The sequence below is a fragment of the Pseudomonas sp. RIT623 genome, assembly GCF_004519305.1.
Taxonomy (GTDB): Bacteria; Pseudomonadota; Gammaproteobacteria; order Pseudomonadales; family Pseudomonadaceae; genus Aquipseudomonas.
Window position 1 is genome coordinate 65,762 of the sequence record NZ_SOZA01000017.1, and the last position, 17,066, is coordinate 82,827.

A 17,066-nucleotide genomic window follows, 5' to 3' on the forward strand; every position below is an offset into this window, starting at 1 on the left:
AGTCGTGGTGGTGTCGAATTGAATGAAGTAGGCGGGGGATACCGCAGGGACCAGAACGCTGGGCCCCGCGGTAGCAGATCAGTTAACCAACTCTGATAATTGGCCCGTCATTTGCGCCGGTAGTTGTATCTTCCGACTGATTAAAGGTGAGCAAGACATTGCTCACGGTAAAGGTTTGATGTTGGCGTGCGTTGTTCGCCATGGTGGCCCAGCGGATTCGAGAGTATCCAGAAGTCTTGGCGGTACCTGAGCCATTGCCCTTGTCATCAATCCGGCCACAGGTGAACTCCATGGATTGTAACCCATCGGCCTCACCGACGCTCCACCACCGCACATTCGCGACCGTATTGTCGTTCTCTTTGACATTATTGAGCTTGATACTGAACGACGCCGATTTGAGGGCAATGCCCGAGGTGTTCTCCAAAACGGGAGCCAATATTGTGGTTTGGTCCGTTTCTGGAGGGTAAAACTCCTGGCTGTTCAGATTGAGCGACACTGGGGTTGGCAGCGTCAAGCTAATCTCGATGCCATTCTGCTTGTAGAGGGTGAATTTTTTAAGCGTCCCCAGGCTGTCATTCGATACTGTTGCTTTCTTGAGTGCTTCAGACATTTTAATTTCCCTTTTTTATTAAACTAGAAACTCTAATAGATAAGAGTTTTCCCTGTTGTATGAATCCAGCACTTGCATACGCTCAGCTAGTAAAGGTTGGTAAATGGCCACTGTCAAATTGCATGGATCAGATCAGCGAGCGCTGGGGGCGGGCAGGCCTATTTGCAAAACCACACGCTAACTTATTAATTCTTTTAGATTGATTCCGGCTTTTTTCAGGTCATTGGGTGTGGGATTAACTTTAAATAAGTCAATACCTTGTGTCGTATACAGCCACTACCTTGATAGGGTGGGGAGCGTTGGTTCGGGTCAAATTGTGCCTACCAAACATCGAGAAGGGCGGCCGCAAGGGTCGCCCTTTTTGCATTCTGGCGCTGCGCACTTCCCTGTAGGAGCGGCCTTGCGTCGCGATGGGGTGCGCAGCGCCCCCAGATTTCAGCTGCGCCGCGTAGATGGCCGGGGCCGCTGCGCGCCCCATCGCGACACGAGGCCGCACCTACAAGGCGGCGATATTCCGCGGACCGCTTGAGCAGAGCTCGAGTGAAGCTTTTGCGCAAAGTTTTTGATTTTTTTGAAAAAAACGCTTTACAGGTGTGTGTTCGATCTCTAATATGCGCCCCACACGACAGGCACATAGCTCAGTTGGTTAGAGCACCACCTTGACATGGTGGGGGTCGTTGGTTCGAGTCCAATTGTGCCTACCAAACATCGAGAAGGGCGATCCGCAAGGATCGCCCTTTTTGTTTTGCGTCGTTTTCAGCCTGTAAGAACCCTGGGCGCCGACAAAGCCCTGCGGGCTAGGGCGCGGATGCTCGGCCAGGCACCGACCTTGTCAGAGCCGTGCGCAATACGTCGATGGCCTGGTCGATGGAGGGCCCCTGTCTCGCTGGTGGCTCAGGACGCTCGCAAAACTCTCGCCACACATACAAGGTCAGTTCTGCGCCATCGGTTTGCGGCTCGCTAGTCTCGAGTGAGCCAAAAGCCTGGAGCGACCGGTATCGCTCGTCTTGCCAGAACAGGGTTTCGACCCAGGGGTAGATCGGGATGAAGTGGAAATGGATGGAGTGCCCTGCATCGTGACCGAACCGACTGATGTACAGGCGCCGTGGCTGCAGATGCGTTTCGATGGCCTGCTGGATGCACGCCTGCCACAAGCCTAGCTCTGTGAGCGCTGGTGCAGCCAGCGTGGCCAGCGAGTGGGTCATCTGCTTTGCGCTGAGGATCAGGTAGCCCGGCAACCCACAGTCGATACGGTGGTTCAAGAGCCAGTGCGTTGACTCATGAATGATGAAGCGCGGCGGTATGTCCATGTGACGGCCTTGTAGTGTGAGCGAGGCAGGGTATCACCCCTTGCCCCGCGCCGTACCCATGGGCGCCGGCTGGCCGGCGATGGGCTGCATGGCAGCCCCTGACGGCTAGCAGACGCTGGCGCTCATCCCGCTACCTTGGCCAAGGCCTTGTCGCTGGCCTTGCCGCGCCCTCCCAGCCAGACCAGCAGCAACCCTGCCGCCGCCAGCAGGCCACCGGCCATTGGCACGGCAGCGTAGCCCAGGTTCAAGCTGATCACCGCGCCACCCAGCGCGGCGCCCACGGCGTTGCCCAGGTTGAACGCGCCGACGTTGATCGACGAGGCCAGGCCTGGCGCTTCGATGGCAGCGATCATCACTCGCATCTGCAGCGGAGGTACCACGGCGAAGGTGAACACGCCCCATAGCAGCAGGGCGATCGCCGCGCCGACCTGGCTGCCGAGCACCAGCGGCATCGCCAGCATGATCACTGCCAGCACCGCCAGGAAGATCCGCGCCGCGCCATCCAGCGACCAGTCCGCCAGCTTGCCACCCAGGCTGTTGCCGAGGGTGAAACCGACCCCGATCAGCACCAGGCCGAGGGTGACGAAGGCATCCGAAGCGCCGCTCAGCTCGGCGAGCACCGGGGCGACATAGGTATACAAGGTGAACATGGCGCCGGCGCCGAGCACCGTGGTGGCCATGGCCAACAGCACGCTGGGGCGGGCGATGACCGCCAGTTCCCGGCGCACATGCGGCACCTGGCCGCGCTCACCCTGGGGCAGGGCATACCACAGCGCGGCGATGGCCAGCAGGCCAAGCACCGAGGTGCCGGCAAATGCCATGCGCCAACCGACCTGCTGGCCGAGCCAGGTGGCTGCCGGCACGCCGCCGATATTGGCGATGGTCAGGCCCATGAACATGGTGGCCACGGCGCTGGCCTGTTTCTCCTTGGGCACCACGCTGGCGGCCACTACCGCGCCCAGGCCGAAGAACGCGCCGTGGTTGAGGCTGGTGATCAGGCGCGAGGCAAGCAGGGTGTAGTAGTCCGGTGCCAGCGCCGAAAGCAGGTTGCCGATGGTGAAGATGCCCATCAGCATCATCAGCGCCGCGCGTTTACCGAAACGGCTGAACAGCAGGGTCATGATCGGGGCGCCGATCATCACACCGATGGCGTAGGCGGTGATCAGCATGCCCGCGCTGGGGATGCTGGCATTGACGCCTTCGGCGATCACCGGCAACAACCCCATGGGGGTGAACTCGGTAGTGCCAATAGCGAAGGCGCCGATGGCCAGGGCAAACAGGACGCGTCCGGGCTTCATGGCGTGCGCTCCTGGTTGTCCAGCGCGCTCTCCAGCGGTGCTCCCAGGCCGATGCTGAAGCCGCCGGCGGTCAAGCGTTCGAAGGGTATGGTCATGGCATCAATCCCAGATTGGCGCCAGCCCGTCAGGGCTGACTTCGCGGCCGTTGCGCTCCAGGCTGGCGATGCCTGCCATGTCGGTGGCATCCAGGCGCAGGTCGCGGGCAAGCAGGTTGCTGGCCAGGTTCTCGCGCTTGGTCGAGGATGGGATCACCGCGTAGCCCAGTTGCATGGCCCAGGCCAGGGCAACTTGGGCGACGGTGGCCTTGTGCTTGGCGGCGATCTGGGCCAGTAGCGGGTCCTTCAGCACCTTGCCGTAGGCCAGGGTCATGTAGGAGGTGGTGGTGATGCCTTGTTCCTTGAGGAACGCGGTCAGCTTGCTGTTCTGCAGGTACGGGCTGAGCTCGATCTGGTTGGTGGCGATCTCACCTTTGCCGACCACGGCGATGGCCTGGCGGGTCAGGTCGATATTGAAATTGGACACGCCGATCTGACGGGTCAGGCCCTGCTTCTTGGCTTCAGCCAGGGCCCCCATGTACTCGACCAGTTCAACGCCGTTGCCCGGGGCTGGCCAGTGGATCAGCAGCAGGTCGACATGGTCGGTGCGCAGTTTTTGCAGGCTGTCACGCAGGCTGGGGATCAGCTTGTCGGCGGCGTAGTTTTCAACCCAGATCTTGGTGGTGATGAACAGCTCGCTGCGCGCCACACCGCTCTCGGCGATGGCCTGGCCGACGTCGGCTTCGTTCTGGTAGATCTGCGCGGTGTCGATGACACGGTAGCCCAGCTCCAGTGCCGACTTGACCGAATCGATGACGGCCTGACCGGTGAGGCGGAAGGTGCCGAGGCCGAAGGATGGAATGCTCATGGATCTACTCCTGGGGGATGAGGTGAGCGAACCCGAAACAATGTGCCACGGGTTCGAGCCAGTGAGCGAAGTGTGCGGGGTTCGCGGGGTTTGATTAAGGCCTCGGCGGGCCAAGGTCATTTGTCCTGGAGTCATGAATGTATTCGTGGGTTGTGATCAATACGGAGGAATCGGCGCAGAGGCCCGTTGCCATGCAAGCGTTGAGCAAACGCGGCTAGGCGGGTATAGGAGGGAATCGACGAAGCTGTGGTCGACCGTATTTCCAGGAGCATGTGCCTTGTCAGTCAACGCCCGCTATCAACAGCGCTTCGACGCTGTGCTCGCTTATATCGAGGGCAACCTTGAGGGCGACTTGTCGGTGGACACCTTGAGCGCCGTGGCGCATTTCTCGGCGTTTCATTTCCATCGACAGTTCAGCGCCTATGTAGGTGTGCCGGTGGCGCGCTACGTGCAACTGATGCGCCTGCGCCGGGCGGCCCATCGACTGCTTGGCGAGCCTCGGCATTCGGTGCTGGAGGCCGCCCTGGCTGCCGGCTTCGAAAGCCCCGAGGCGTTCAGCCGGGCGTTTCGCCGGGCCTTTGGCCAGGCGCCGGGCAGGTTTCGCCGCCAGCCCGACTGGCAGGTGTGGAATACGGTGTTCGCCATTCCCTATTTTTCCAGGAGCATCACCATGCAGGTACGAATCGTCGAGTTCGCCGCCGTCCGTCTCGCCGCGCTGGAGCACCGCGGGCCGCCCAACCAGGTCAGCGAGACCGTGCGTCGCTTCATTGACTGGCGCGCCAGCAGCGGCCAGTCGCCCGTGGCCAGCAGCCGCACGTTCGGGATTCCGTTCAACAACCCCGATACCACCGCCCCCGAGGATTTTCGCTTTGCCGTGTGTGGCGAGATCGACCAGGCCCTGGCCGCCAATGCCCAGGGCGTGCATGAACTGAGCCTGCCGGCCGGGCGTTGCGCGGTGGTGCGGCATGTGGGGTCGCCGGATCACATCGGCGAGACTATCTACCCGATCTACCGTGACTGGTTGCCCGGCAGTGGCGAGGAGCTGCGGGACCAGCCGTTGTTCTTCCACTACCTGAGCGTCTATCCGCAGACGCCGTTGGGGCAGTGGCAGACGGACATCTATGTGCCGTTGCGCTGAGCGCAGGCGGGCTTGGTGGGGGCGGTTGGCTTACCGCAGCCTGTCAAGCTGGTGCGATTGCTGTGGGGCGGGGGCGTGAGTACCGGCGCAGCCGGTGTCAGGTGTCGCGGCGCCTGCTTCGCCAGCAAGGCTGGCTCCTACAAGTTGCGCGGTAAAGCGGCCCGCCATGGGGCGGGCCGCTTGGTTGCAGCAGGTGCGTTCAGCGGCGGCGGAACAGCGGCAGTGGCTCGTCGGTGGCGCCCTGGTAGGTTACCGAGAAGTCCTTCAGGCTCTGCAGCGCGTCTTCCGGGTCCTTGTCGGCACGGATGGCGAACGCGTCGAAACCGCAGCGGGCCATGTAGAACAGCTGGTCGCGCAGCACGTCGCCAATGGCGCGCAGCTCGCCCTTGAACTTGTAGCGGTCACGTAGCAGGCGCGCGTTGGAGTAGCTGCGCCCGTCGGTGAAGGCCGGGAAGTTCAGGGCGATGACCTGGAAGTGCTCTACGTGCTCGCCGATTTCCTCGGCCTCTTCGTCGCTGTCCAGCCAGATGCCCAGGCCGCCGTCGCGGGCCTTGAGCAGGCTCGGATGGTCGCGCCACAGCTGCAGCGGCACGATGTAGTCGTCGCAGTTGGTCAGTTCGTCGATCGACACGTCCTTGGGCAGCAGGTGCCAGGTTTCGTCGACGATCTGGTTGTTCTTAATGATTCGCTGCATAGACGCGCTCCTTGAAGGGGTCGATGCCGATACGCTGGTAAGTGTCGATGAAACGCTCGTCTTCGGTGCGTCGTTCGACGTATACGCTGATCAGCTTCTCGATCACATCGGCCATGTCGTCCTGGGCGAACGACGGGCCGAGGATCTTGCCCAGGCTGGCGTCACGCGCGGCATTGCCGCCCAGCGATACCTGGTAGAACTCCTCGCCTTTCTTGTCCACGCCGAGGATGCCGATATGGCCGACGTGGTGGTGGCCGCAGGCGTTCATGCAACCCGAGATGTTCAGGTCGAGCTCGCCGATGTCGAACAGGTAGTCCAGGTCGTCGAAACGGCGCTGGATGGACTCGGCGATCGGGATCGACTTGGCGTTGGCCAGCGAGCAGAAGTCGCCACCTGGGCAGCAGATGATGTCGGTCAGCAGGCCGATGTTCGGCGTGGCGAAGCCTTGCTCGCGCAGCTCCAGCCACAGCGCGTGCAGTTGGCGCTGCTCGACGTCGGCAAGGATGATGTTCTGCTCGTGTGAGGTGCGCAGGTAGCCGAAGCTGTAACGCTCGGCCAGTTCGGCGACGGCATCGAGCTGCTTGTCGGTCAAATCGCCTGGGGCAACGCCGGTGGGCTTGAGCGACAGGGTCACGGCGACGTAGCCCGGCTTCTTGTGCGCGCGGGTGTTGCGCGAACGCCAGCGGGCGAAGCCTGGTTGCTCGGCGTCCAGGGCGCTGTAGTCGAGGTTGTCCAGGGCCAGGTACTCGGGGTCGACGAAGTGACGGGCAACGCGCTGCACTTCGGCCTCGGTCAGGGTGGTGCTGCCGCCGCGCAGGTGGGCCATTTCGGCCTCGACCTTCTCGGCGAACACTTCTGGGGTGAGGGCCTTGACCAGGATCTTGATCCGCGCCTTGTACTTGTTGTCACGGCGGCCGTAACGGTTGTACACGCGCAGGATGGCGTCCAGGTAGCTGAGCAGGTCCTGCCATGGCAGGAACTCGTTGATGAAGGCGCCAATCACCGGGGTACGGCCCAGGCCGCCACCGACCAATACGCGGAAGCCCAGTTCGCCTGCGGCGTTGCGCACCGGCTCCAGGCCGATGTCGTGCACCTCGATGGCGGCGCGGTCGTCGCTCGAACCGTTGACGGCGATCTTGAACTTGCGCGGCAGGTAGGCGAATTCCGGGTGGAAGGTGGTCCACTGGCGGACGATTTCGCACCAGGGGCGCGGGTCTACCAGCTCGTCGGCGGCGACACCGGCGAACTGATCGGTGGTGACGTTGCGCAGGCAGTTGCCGCTGGTCTGGATCGCGTGCATCTGCACGGTGGCAAGCTCGGCGAGAATCTCCGGGATGTCCTCCAGTGCCGGCCAGTTGTACTGCACGTTCTGGCGGGTACTGATGTGCGCGTAGCCCTTGTCGTAGTCGCGGGCGATCTTGGCCAGCATGCGCACCTGGCGGGCGTTCAACTGGCCGTACGGCACGGCGACCCGCAGCATCGGGGCGAAACGTTGGATATAGAGGCCGTTCTGCAGGCGCAGAGGGCGGAATTCTTCTTCGCTCAGCTCTCCGGCCAGGTAGCGGCGGGTCTGATCACGGAACTGCTTGACGCGGTCCTCGATGATCCGCTGATCGTACTCGTCGTATACGTACATAAAAGTCCTGTCTCAGGCTGCATGCAGCTAATCGCGCGCACGGCCGCGCACTCCGGTTCGGAGCCGAGGAACGATAGCAGAGTGGGTTTATGCGCTAAAGTGATGTTTTTGCATATGAAAAGAACTAATTGAACTAAGTGAGACTGACTGGCATTTATCCGCGCAGGGCCCTGCTGCCGGTATAATCCTGGGTTTGCTCTGCAGGGATGTAACGCATGCTCAAGGCCTTGTGCCAGGGCCTGTGCCTGAGCCTGCCGCTGATGGCGGGCGCACAGGCCGCTTCGGTGGTATTTCTCAACCCGGGCTATTCCAACGAGACCTTCTGGGTCGATTATTCGCGTTTCATGCAGGCCGCCGCGACAGACCTGGGCATGCAGTTGCGCGTGCAGTACAGCGAGCGTCGCGCCGATCTGGCCCTGACCCAGGCTCGGGCGCTGTTGCATGGGGCACGGCGCCCGGACTACCTGGTGCTGGTCAACGAGCAGTACGTGGCCCCGGAGATCATCCGCCTGTCACGGGGCACCGGGGTCAAGCTGTTCCTGGTCAACAACGGCCTGACCGACAGCCAGGCGCACAGCGTGCAGGCGCAGCCGGACAAATACCCCGAGGTGCTCGGCACCCTGGTGAGCAACGATGAAGCGGCCGGCTACCAGATGCTCAAGGAAATGGTGGCGCAGCTGCCGGCGAATGCGGGCGCGGTCGACCTGCTGGCGTTCGCCGGGGTCAAGACCACGCCGGCCTCGCAGTTGCGCGAGCAGGGCATGCGCCGAGCGCTGGCGGACTACCCCCAGGTGCGCCTGCGCCAGGTGGTGTATGGCGGCTGGAGCCGCCAGCGGGCGTTCGAGCAGGCGCAGCTATTGTTGCAGCGCTACCCCGAGACCCGGCTGGTGTGGTCGGCCAACGACCAGATGGCTTTTGGCGCCATGCAGGCGTTCGAGGCAGCGGGCCGCCAGCCGGGCCGGGATGCGATCTTCAGCGCGGTCAACAGCTCGCCCGAGGCATTGCGCGCGCGCATCGACGGGCGTTTGGGGGTGCTGATGGGCGGGCACTTCACCCTGGGTGGCTGGGCCATGGTCATGCTTCACGACGATGCCCTGGGCCTGGCCCTGGACCGCGACGGGCGGCGCGAGCACAGCGTGCCGGCGCTGCAGTTGATCGACCCGGCCAAGGCCCGGCGCTGGCTCCGGCTGCTGGAGCAGGACAACCACGGCATCGACTTCCAGCGCTACAGCGCCGAAGGGCGCCCGGCGGATTTTCGCTACCCGTTCCTGACGTCACCCGTCGACTACTGAAAGCCCCTGCTTGAGCGATGGGCATTGCTGGACTTAACTGCTGCTTGAAGTGCATTCCCAGAACCACTACAAGAGGCAATGCAATGGGAAACTCAACCAAGCTGCGCAAAACTGACAGCAGTGTCGACGCCTGGGCGATCCTGTGTTTGATCGTGCTGGTGGTGGTCACTGCGGTGTATTGGGTCAGCCATCAGTAGCGACGCCCCCTTCAGACCGTGAAACCCGCCTGAACCGCCCGCGGAAGGGATATCCGCGGGCGGCTTGCGTTTCGCGACCAGGCGTCCCCCTGTAGGAGCCGGCTTGCCGGCGAACACCGGCAAAGCCGGTGCCAGCCACCGAGACGCCTGGTTCGCCAGCAAGGCTGGCTCCTACGGGGCGTGAGCCAGGTCCGCGCCGCTAGCGCGCGGTCAGGTGCATCGCCAGTTGCACCAGGCCGATCAGCACGAAGATGAAGATCAGGGTAAACAGCGTGCCCATGACGATGAAATGGCTGGCCTTGCCGTAGGTGAAGTCGCGGGCGCGATTCTTGCCGCTCTGCACGCCGAAGGCGGCGGCCAGGATGCTTTGCAGCATCTGCCAGAAGGTCGGCGGTTTGCCCGGGGTGTGGTCGTCCATGAGTGGCTCCTTGGTCAGAGGCAATCAGGGACAGTGTAGGCGAGTCTGCGTGGGAGCCAGTCTGGCTGGCTCCCGCAGGGACGATATCAGGCTTCGTAGCCCAGGTTCGGCGCCAGCCAGCGCTCGCTCGCGCTCAGGTCCTGGCCTTTGCGCGCGCTGTACCGCTCGACCTGGTCCTTGTCCACCTTGCCCACGGCGAAGTACTGCGCCTGTGGGTGGGCGAAGTACCAACCGCTGACCGCCGCCGCCGGGAACATGGCGAAGTGCTCGGTGAGGAACACGCCACTGGGGCCGGTCTCGCCGATGGCGCTGCCGTCGAGCAGGCGGAACAGCGTGGCCTTCTCGGTGTGGTCCGGGCAGGCCGGGTAGCCTGGGGCAGGGCGAATGCCGCTGTACTGCTCCTTGATCAGCGCCTCGTTGTCCAGGTGCTCGTCCTTGGCATAGCCCCAGTGCTCCTTGCGCACCTGTTCGTGCAGCCACTCGGCGCAGGCCTCGGCCAGGCGGTCGGCCAGGGCCTTGACCATGATCGAGCTGTAGTCGTCGCCCTTGTCCTGGTAGGCCTTGGCCACTTCCTCGGCGCCGATGCCGGCGGTGGTGATGAAGCCACCGATATAGTCGGTCACGCCGCTGGCCTTCGGCGCGACGAAGTCGGCCAGCGACCAGTTCGGCTTGCCGTCGGGCTTGATGGTCTGCTGGCGCAGGTGGTGCAGGGTGGCCAGGGTCTCACCCCGATCGCCGTAGACTTCGATATCGTCATCGGCGACCTGGTTGGCCGGCCAGAAGCCGAACACGGCACGGGCGCTGATCAGTTTTTCGTCGATCAGCTTGTCGAGCATTTCGCGGGCGTCCTGGTACAGCGCCGTGGCGGCTTCGCCGACCACTTCGTCGGTGAGGATGCGCGGGAACTTGCCGGCCAGGTCCCAGGAGATGAAGAACGGCGTCCAGTCGATGTACTCGGCCAGGGTGCGCAGGTCGATGTTCTCCAGCACCTTGACGCCGGTGAAGCTGGGCACCGCGGCCTGGTAGGCGGCCCAGTCGTACTGCGGCTTGGCGGCGATGGCCTGGGCGTAGCTCAGGCGCTCGGTGCGGGCGCTGCGGTTGGCGGTGCGTTCGCGCACCTCGACGTACTCCTGGCGAGTCTTGTCGACGAAGCCGGGCTTGAGCTCCTTGGACAGCAGTTGCGTGGCCACGCCCACCGCGCGCGAGGCGTCGGTGACGTAGACCACGGCATCGTTGGCGTACTTGGGTTCGATCTTCACCGCCGTGTGCGCCTTGGAGGTGGTGGCGCCACCGATCATCAGCGGCAGGTGGAAATCCTGGCGCTGCATTTCGCGGGCGACGTGCACCATCTCGTCCAGCGACGGGGTGATCAGGCCCGACAGGCCAATGATGTCGCACTTCTGCTCGCGGGCGGTCTGCAGGATCTTCTCGGCCGGCACCATCACGCCCATGTCGACGATGTCGTAGCCGTTGCAGCCGAGCACCACGCCGACGATGTTCTTGCCGATGTCGTGCACGTCACCCTTGACCGTGGCCATGAGGATCTTGCCCTTGGCTTCGGGCTTGTCGCCTTTCTCGGCCTCGATGAACGGAATCAGGTGGGCCACGGCCTGCTTCATCACGCGGGCGGACTTCACCACCTGGGGCAGGAACATCTTGCCGGCGCCGAACAGGTCGCCGACCACGTTCATGCCGCTCATCAGCGGGCCTTCGATGACTTCGATGGGGCGCGCGCATTGCTGGCGGCACTCTTCGGTGTCTTCGACGATGAACGCGGTGATGCCCTTGACCAGCGCATGCTCCAGGCGCTTGGCCACTGGCAGCGCGCGCCACTCTTCGTTTTCCACTTCCTTGGTCGCGCCGCCGCCTTTGTAGTCGTCGGCGATGGCCAGCAGCGCATCGGTGCCGTGCGGGGTGCGGTTGAGCACCACGTCCTCGACCTTGTCGCGCAGGGCGGCGGGGATCTCGTCGTAGATCTCCAGCTGGCCGGCGTTGACGATACCCATGGTCAGGCCGTTGCGGATGGCGTGGTAGAGGAACACCGAGTGGATCGCCTCGCGCACCGGATTGTTGCCGCGGAACGAGAACGACACGTTGGATACGCCGCCCGAGCTCAGCGCGTACGGCAAGTGGTCGCGGATATAGGCGCAGGCTTCGATGAAGTCCACGGCATAGTTGTTGTGCTCTTCGATGCCGGTGGCGACGGCGAAGATATTCGGGTCGAAGATGATGTCTTCCGGCGGGAAGCCGACTTCGTTGACCAGGATGTCGTAGCTGCGCTGGCAGATCTCGCGCTTGCGCGCGGCGGTGTCGGCCTGGCCGACCTCGTCGAAGGCCATCACCACCACGGCGGCGCCATAGCGCTTGCACAAGCGGGCGTGGTGCTTGAACTGCTCGACGCCTTCCTTCATCGAGATCGAGTTGACGATGCCCTTGCCCTGGATGCACTTCAGGCCCGCCTCGATCACCTCCCACTTGGAGGAGTCGATCATGATCGGCACCCGGGAGATGTCCGGCTCGCCGGCGATCAGGTTGAGGAAGCGGACCATGGCGGCCTGGGAGTCGAGCATCCCTTCGTCCATGTTGATGTCGATCACCTGGGCGCCGGCCTCGACCTGCTGCAGGGCGACTTCCAGCGCCTCGGTGTAGTTTTCCTCGCGGATCAGCCGGGCGAACTTGGCGGAACCGGTGATGTTGGTGCGCTCGCCGACGTTGACGAACAGCGACTGGCGATCGATGGTGAACGGCTCAAGACCCGACAGGCGGCAGGCCTTGGGGATGTCCGGGATCGCCCGTGGCTTGTACTTGGCCACGGCCTCGGCGATGGCCTGGATGTGCGGCGGGGTGGTGCCGCAGCAGCCGCCGATGATGTTGAGAAAACCGCTGGCGGCGAATTCCTCGACTACCGCGGCCATCTCGGCCGGGGTCTCGTCGTACTCGCCGAAGGCGTTGGGCAGGCCGGCGTTGGGGTGGGCGGACACGTGGGTGTCGGCCTTGGTCGACAGCTCTTCGAGGTAGGGGCGCAGGTCCTTGGCGCCGAGGGCGCAGTTCAGGCCGACCGAGATCGGCTTGGCGTGGCGCACCGAGTTCCAGAACGCTTCGGTGGTCTGACCCGACAGGGTGCGGCCGGAGGCGTCGGTGATGGTGCCGGAGATCATGATCGGCAGTTCGACATCGTCCTCCTCGAACACCTGCTGCACGGCGAAGATCGCCGCCTTGGCGTTGAGGGTGTCGAAGATGGTCTCGATCAGGATCAGGTCGGCGCCGCCCTCGATCAGGCCGCGGGTAGCCTCGATGTAGTTCACTACCAGTTCGTCGAAGGTGACGTTGCGATAGCCAGGGTCGTTGACGTCCGGGGAGATCGAGCAGGTGCGACTGGTCGGGCCGAGCACGCCAGCGACGAAGCGTGGCTTGTCGGGGGTTTCCAGGGTCTTGGCATCGGCGACCTGGCGGGCGATGCGCGCGCCTTGCACGTTGAGCTCGTACACCAGCGCTTCCATGCCGTAGTCGGCCTGGGAAATCTGCGTGGCGTTGAAGGTGTTGGTCTCGAGGATATCGGCGCCGGCGTCCAGGTAGGCCTTCTCGATGGCGGCGATGACATCGGGGCGGCTGAGCAGGAGCAAATCATTATTGCCTTTGACATCGCTTGGCCAATCGGCGAAGCGCGTGCCACGATAGTCGTGTTCCTCGAGACGGTAACTCTGGATCATAGTACCCATGCCGCCGTCGAGGATCAGAATGCGCTCTTTGAGTGCGTGCTGGAGTGCTTGTAAACGAGCGCTGCGGTCGGACATAGGACTACCTGGTCGGGCAAATATCAGAAGGTGCCGATAATAACAAAGCTGCACGGATTTTAGGCGCATCGCCCATTTGCATGAATTCCCCTCATGTTGGTGCCGCGCCCCCAACACCTCAGGACCCGCCAGGCTCATCGTGATGGCTTCAAATTACCAGGACTATCGGCACATGCTGTATCGCATACTTGCCAGCGCCTTCGCCTTGCTCATCAGCGGCGTGGCGTTCGCGCAGGCCCCCCAATCGAGCCCGACGATTTCATATACCCGGGACATCCAACCGATCTTCACCGAGAAGTGCGTGGCCTGCCACGCCTGCAACGACGCGGCCTGCCAGCTCAACCTGGGCAGCGCCGAGGGCGCCGAGCGCGGCGCGTCGAAGGTGCCGGTCTACCAGGGCGAGCGCAGCCAGGCGGTGCCCACCACGCGGCTGTTCTACGACGCCCGCGATGAAGCCGGCTGGCGCAAGCAGGGCTTCTACTCGGTGCTCGACAAGCAGGGCAGCCAGGCCGCGCTGATGGCGCGCATGCTCGAGCTCGGCCACAAGACGCCGCTCACCCCCAATGCCAAGTTGCCCGAGGAGATCGTCCTGGGGCTGACCCGCAACAACATGTGCCCGCTGCCCCACGAGTTCGACGCCTACGCCGGCGCCCATCCCAAGGAGGGCATGCCGCTGGCGGTCACCGGGCTGACCGACCAGGAGTACCAGACCCTGCAGCGCTGGCTGGCCGCTGGCGCGCCGGTGGAGAAGACGCCGATCCAGCCCAGCGCGGCGGAGGCGAAGCAGATCGCCGACTGGGAAGAGTTGCTCAACCGTCCCGGCTCGACCGAGGCGCTGGTCGGCCGCTGGTTGTACGAGCACCTGTTCCTGGCGCACATCTACTTTGTTGGCGGCGAACCAGGCCACTTCTTCCAGTGGGTGCGCTCGCGCACGCCAAGCGGCCAGCCGGTCGACTTGATCGCCACGCGGCGGCCCAACGACCCACCGGGCACCGATTTCTACTATCGGCTGATCCCGGTGCAGGGCGTGATCGTGCACAAGACCCACATCACCTACCCCATGGGCCCGCAGAAGCTCAAGCGAGTCAAGCAGCTGTTCTACAGCGGCGACTGGCATGCCAGCGCGCTGCCGGGCTACGGCCCGCGTCACCGCGCCAACCCCTTCGAGACCTTCGAGGCGATCCCGGCGGTGGCCCGCTACCAGTTCATGCTGGATAACGCCGAGTACTTCGTGCGCACCTTCATCCGTGGCCCGGTGTGCCGTGGGCAGATTGCTACCGATGTGATCCGCGACAACTTCTGGGCGTTGTTCCAGGAGCCGGCCCACGACCTGTACATCACCGATGCCCAGTACCGTGGCCAGGCCACGCCGCTGCTGGCCATGCCGGGGCAGATCGACGATGTCGGCAGCGTGCTGAGCCTGTGGCATGCCTACCGCGACAAACGCAACGAATACGAGGCGCTGCGCCGTGAAGCCTACGCAGAGCAACCGGCGCCGAGCTGGTCGACCCTGTGGGCCGGCAACGACAATGCGCTGCTGAGCATCTTCCGCCACTTCGACAGCGCCTCGGTGACCAAGGGCCTGATCGGTGACGTGCCGCTGACCATGTGGCTGTTCGACTACCCGTTGTTCGAGCGCACCTACTACCAACTGGCGGTCAACTTCGATGTGTTCGGCAATGTCTCGCACCAGTTGCAGACCCGCCTGTATTTCGACTTGATCCGCAACGGCGCCGAGATCAACTTCCTGCGCCTGATGCCGGCTGACGCTCGTGGGCATATCCTCAGCGACTGGTATCAGAACAGCGGCAAGGTGAAGATGTGGATGGACTACGAGGACATCGACACCAGTACCGCGAGCGCGTTGAAGCTGGACCCGCGCGATCCCAAGCGCGACTTCGGCCTGAAACTGCTGGAGCGCACCGGCAGCCTCAACGCCGCGCCCGATCCGATCAACCGCTGCAAGGGCGCCCACTGCTCGCGCGCGCAGATGCCGGTCGAGTTCCGTGACGCCGAGCAGACCCTCAGCCGCCTGGTGTCGCGCCCGGCAGCGGGGCTGAAGGTGATCGGCCAGTTGCCCGAGGCGACCATGCTGCGCATCGAAGGGCAGGGTGGCCAGCGCCAGGTCTACAGCCTGTTGCGCAACCGCGCCCACAGCAACGTGGCATTCCTGCTGGGCGAGGCCTCGCGCTACCAGCCGGGGTTGGACAGCCTGACCCTGTACCCGGGCGTGCTCAGCAGCTACCCGAACTTCATCTTCAACATCCCGGTGGCCGATGTGCCCGAGTTCGTCGAGGACATGGAGGCGGCGCGGGACGACAGCGCCAGGTTCGAGCGCATCGTCATGCGCTGGGGCGTGCGTCGCAGCCATCCACGGTTCTGGCAGTACTTCCATGACCTGAACCGCAACATCCAGGAAACCGACCCGGTGGAAGCGGGCGTGCTCGACATGAACCGCTACGAGAACCTCTGATCGGTTAGCCGGGACTTTCCTGACCTGCCGTGGTCGGAACTGCTGGATGGTTTCGGTTGAAATGGCTCTGCAGCCATCACCGGGGTAGGAGCGACCTTGTGCCGCGAAAGGGCTGCAAAGCAGCCCCAGGGGCCTTCGGCAACGCTGCAAAGATTGCCGGGGCCGCGCAGCGGCCCTTTCGCGGCACAAGGCCGCTCCTACCCCGCGATGGCGATAGCCTGATCGCCGATGCCTCAACGCACCGCCGATCGCAGGGTATTTCATGCTGTATTCGCTTCAGGCTCTTCGCGCATTCGCCGCCTGGGTGGTGGTCTGCCACCACTTCATGCAGATCTTCTTCGACTTCCACGCCAGCGGCCCCATCGGCCAATTGCTGGCCGACCGCGGTGCGGTGGGGGTGGACATCTTCTTTGTCATCAGCGGGCTGGTGATCTACCTGTCGACCCGCGACAAAGCCATCGCCCCCGGGCAGTTCCTGCTCAATCGCGCGCTGCGCATCGTGCCCGCCTACTGGTTCTACACCTTGCTGATGGCCGTGCTGATGCTGATCGCCAGCCGCTGGATGCCGCACCAGGTGTTCGAATGGCAGCATCTGCTGCTGTCGCTGCTGTTCATTCCGGCCGAGAACCCGGGCGGCTACGGGCTGTACCCGACCCTCAACGTCGGCTGGACGCTGAACTTCGAGATGTTCTTCTACCTGCTGTTCGGCCTGGCCTTCCTGGTGCGCCAGCGCCACCACCTGCTGCTGGTCACCGCGGCGTTGCTGCTGGTTTGCGAAGTGCTGGGGCGCCTGGGCGTGCTCAGCCGCTTCTACAACAACGACATCGTCTACGAGTTCCTGCTCGGCATCGGCCTGGGCGTGCTGTACCGCCGCGGGCTGATCCGCGAAGGCCTGTGGTTGCCGCTGGGGCTGCTCGGCCTGGCAGGGTTCGCGCTCTATCACCTCGACGCATCACAGCGCCTGTTGCACTGGGGCCTGCCGAGCGCGCTGGTGGTGCTGGCGTTCATTGCCCTGGAGCCGTACTTCAAGGGCAACCAGGTGCTCAAGGCCCTCGGTGACTGTTCCTATTCTGTGTACCTGGTGCATGTGCTGGTGCTGTACGCCGGCCTGTTCATCAGCGAGCGGTTGCGCCTGAACCCTTACCTGGTGTTTGCCTTGTGCGTGCCGTCAATCGGACTAATGTCGTGGCTCAGTTTCCAATGGCTGGAACGTGGCCTGTATTGGCGACTCAAGGGCTGGTTGGCCGTCGGTGCGGCGCGGGAACCGGCGTTGGCGCTATCCCGAGTCAAATGCTAGGACTTT

General features: G+C 63.7%; 12 protein-coding genes and 1 tRNA gene. 5 read left to right on the forward strand and 8 right to left on the reverse strand.

The features are described 5' to 3' along the window. Positions 1-82: 82 nt before the first annotated feature. Positions 83-610, reverse strand: a complete 528-nt coding sequence (locus E3U47_RS13625; RefSeq protein WP_134691958.1) for a hypothetical protein — start codon at positions 608-610, stop codon at positions 83-85. A gap of 627 nt (positions 611-1,237) precedes the next feature. Here E3U47_RS13625 and E3U47_RS13630 point away from each other — a divergent pair. Further along, a tRNA-Val gene (locus E3U47_RS13630) sits at positions 1,238-1,314 on the forward strand. A gap of 93 nt (positions 1,315-1,407) precedes the next feature. Here E3U47_RS13630 and E3U47_RS13635 read toward each other — a convergent pair. The 3 genes from E3U47_RS13635 to dkgB all read right to left on the reverse strand — a co-directional run bounded on the left by E3U47_RS13635 (position 1,408) and on the right by dkgB (position 4,121). Next, a complete protein-coding gene (locus E3U47_RS13635; protein WP_134691959.1) occupies positions 1,408-1,920 on the reverse strand; it encodes an HIT family protein in 513 nt (170 codons plus the stop codon). A 122-nt stretch (positions 1,921-2,042) separates the two neighbouring features. Further along, positions 2,043-3,218, reverse strand: a complete 1,176-nt coding sequence (locus E3U47_RS13640; protein ID WP_134691960.1) for an MFS transporter — start codon at positions 3,216-3,218, stop codon at positions 2,043-2,045. A 99-nt stretch (positions 3,219-3,317) separates the two neighbouring features. Continuing rightward, positions 3,318-4,121, reverse strand: a complete 804-nt coding sequence (gene dkgB, locus E3U47_RS13645) for a 2,5-didehydrogluconate reductase DkgB (RefSeq protein ID WP_134691961.1) — start codon at positions 4,119-4,121, stop codon at positions 3,318-3,320. Positions 4,122-4,398: 277 nt separating this feature from the next. Here dkgB and E3U47_RS13650 point away from each other — a divergent pair, with 277 nt between their 5' ends. After that, positions 4,399-5,259: a GyrI-like domain-containing protein gene (locus E3U47_RS13650; protein WP_256660273.1), complete on the forward strand. Its 861-nt coding sequence runs from the start codon at positions 4,399-4,401 to the stop codon at positions 5,257-5,259. 199 nt (positions 5,260-5,458) lie between these two features. Here the strand turns inward: E3U47_RS13650 and E3U47_RS13655 are convergent, their stop codons facing one another. Next, a complete protein-coding gene (locus tag E3U47_RS13655; RefSeq protein ID WP_023629994.1) occupies positions 5,459-5,953 on the reverse strand; it encodes a DUF934 domain-containing protein in 495 nt (164 codons plus the stop codon). Continuing rightward, a complete protein-coding gene (locus tag E3U47_RS13660; protein ID WP_134691963.1) occupies positions 5,937-7,589 on the reverse strand; it encodes a nitrite/sulfite reductase in 1,653 nt (550 codons plus the stop codon). Before E3U47_RS13660 ends, E3U47_RS13655 begins: the two co-directional genes overlap by 17 nt. A 215-nt stretch (positions 7,590-7,804) precedes the next feature. On the opposite strand from E3U47_RS13660, the gene E3U47_RS13665 reads away from it, so the two are divergent. Continuing rightward, positions 7,805-8,881, forward strand: coding sequence for an ABC transporter substrate-binding protein (locus tag E3U47_RS13665; RefSeq protein WP_134691964.1), 1,077 nt, complete (start codon positions 7,805-7,807; stop codon positions 8,879-8,881). 396 nt (positions 8,882-9,277) lie between these two features. Here E3U47_RS13665 and E3U47_RS13670 read toward each other — a convergent pair whose 3' ends face one another. Continuing rightward, positions 9,278-9,496 carry a DUF2970 domain-containing protein gene (locus tag E3U47_RS13670; RefSeq protein ID WP_134691965.1) on the reverse strand — a complete coding sequence of 73 codons (219 nt, stop codon included), beginning with the start codon at positions 9,494-9,496 and terminating at the stop codon, positions 9,278-9,280. An 86-nt stretch (positions 9,497-9,582) separates the two neighbouring features. Beyond that, positions 9,583-13,290: a methionine synthase gene (gene metH / locus E3U47_RS13675; protein WP_134691966.1), complete on the reverse strand. Its 3,708-nt coding sequence runs from the start codon at positions 13,288-13,290 to the stop codon at positions 9,583-9,585. A 172-nt stretch (positions 13,291-13,462) separates the two neighbouring features. Between metH and E3U47_RS13680 the strand changes: the two genes are divergently transcribed. Both E3U47_RS13680 and E3U47_RS13685 read left to right on the forward strand, forming a co-directional pair. Next, positions 13,463-15,763 carry a fatty acid cis/trans isomerase gene (locus E3U47_RS13680; RefSeq protein WP_134691987.1) on the forward strand — a complete coding sequence of 767 codons (2,301 nt, stop codon included), beginning with the start codon at positions 13,463-13,465 and terminating at the stop codon, positions 15,761-15,763. A gap of 262 nt (positions 15,764-16,025) precedes the next feature. Further along, positions 16,026-17,060, forward strand: a complete 1,035-nt coding sequence (locus E3U47_RS13685) for an acyltransferase (protein WP_134691967.1) — start codon at positions 16,026-16,028, stop codon at positions 17,058-17,060. The last annotated feature ends 6 nt before the right edge of the window (positions 17,061-17,066 follow it).

Bases quoted from the DNA above. Each gene is read 5' to 3' on its own strand.
- E3U47_RS13625 (WP_134691958.1), bottom strand. From the start codon at position 610: ATGTCTGAAGCACTCAAGAAAGCAACAGTATCGAATGACAGCCTGGGG.
- E3U47_RS13635 (WP_134691959.1), bottom strand. From the start codon at position 1,920: ATGGACATACCGCCGCGCTTCATCATTCATGAGTCAACGCACTGGCTC.
- E3U47_RS13640 (WP_134691960.1), bottom strand. From the start codon at position 3,218: ATGAAGCCCGGACGCGTCCTGTTTGCCCTGGCCATCGGCGCCTTCGCT.
- dkgB (WP_134691961.1), bottom strand. From the start codon at position 4,121: ATGAGCATTCCATCCTTCGGCCTCGGCACCTTCCGCCTCACCGGTCAG.
- E3U47_RS13655 (WP_023629994.1), bottom strand. From the start codon at position 5,953: ATGCAGCGAATCATTAAGAACAACCAGATCGTCGACGAAACCTGGCAC.
- E3U47_RS13660 (WP_134691963.1), bottom strand. From the start codon at position 7,589: ATGTACGTATACGACGAGTACGATCAGCGGATCATCGAGGACCGCGTC.
- E3U47_RS13665 (WP_134691964.1), top strand. From the start codon at position 7,805: ATGCTCAAGGCCTTGTGCCAGGGCCTGTGCCTGAGCCTGCCGCTGATG.
- E3U47_RS13670 (WP_134691965.1), bottom strand. From the start codon at position 9,496: ATGGACGACCACACCCCGGGCAAACCGCCGACCTTCTGGCAGATGCTG.
- metH (WP_134691966.1), bottom strand. From the start codon at position 13,290: ATGTCCGACCGCAGCGCTCGTTTACAAGCACTCCAGCACGCACTCAAA.
- E3U47_RS13680 (WP_134691987.1), top strand. From the start codon at position 13,463: ATGCTGTATCGCATACTTGCCAGCGCCTTCGCCTTGCTCATCAGCGGC.
- E3U47_RS13685 (WP_134691967.1), top strand. From the start codon at position 16,026: ATGCTGTATTCGCTTCAGGCTCTTCGCGCATTCGCCGCCTGGGTGGTG.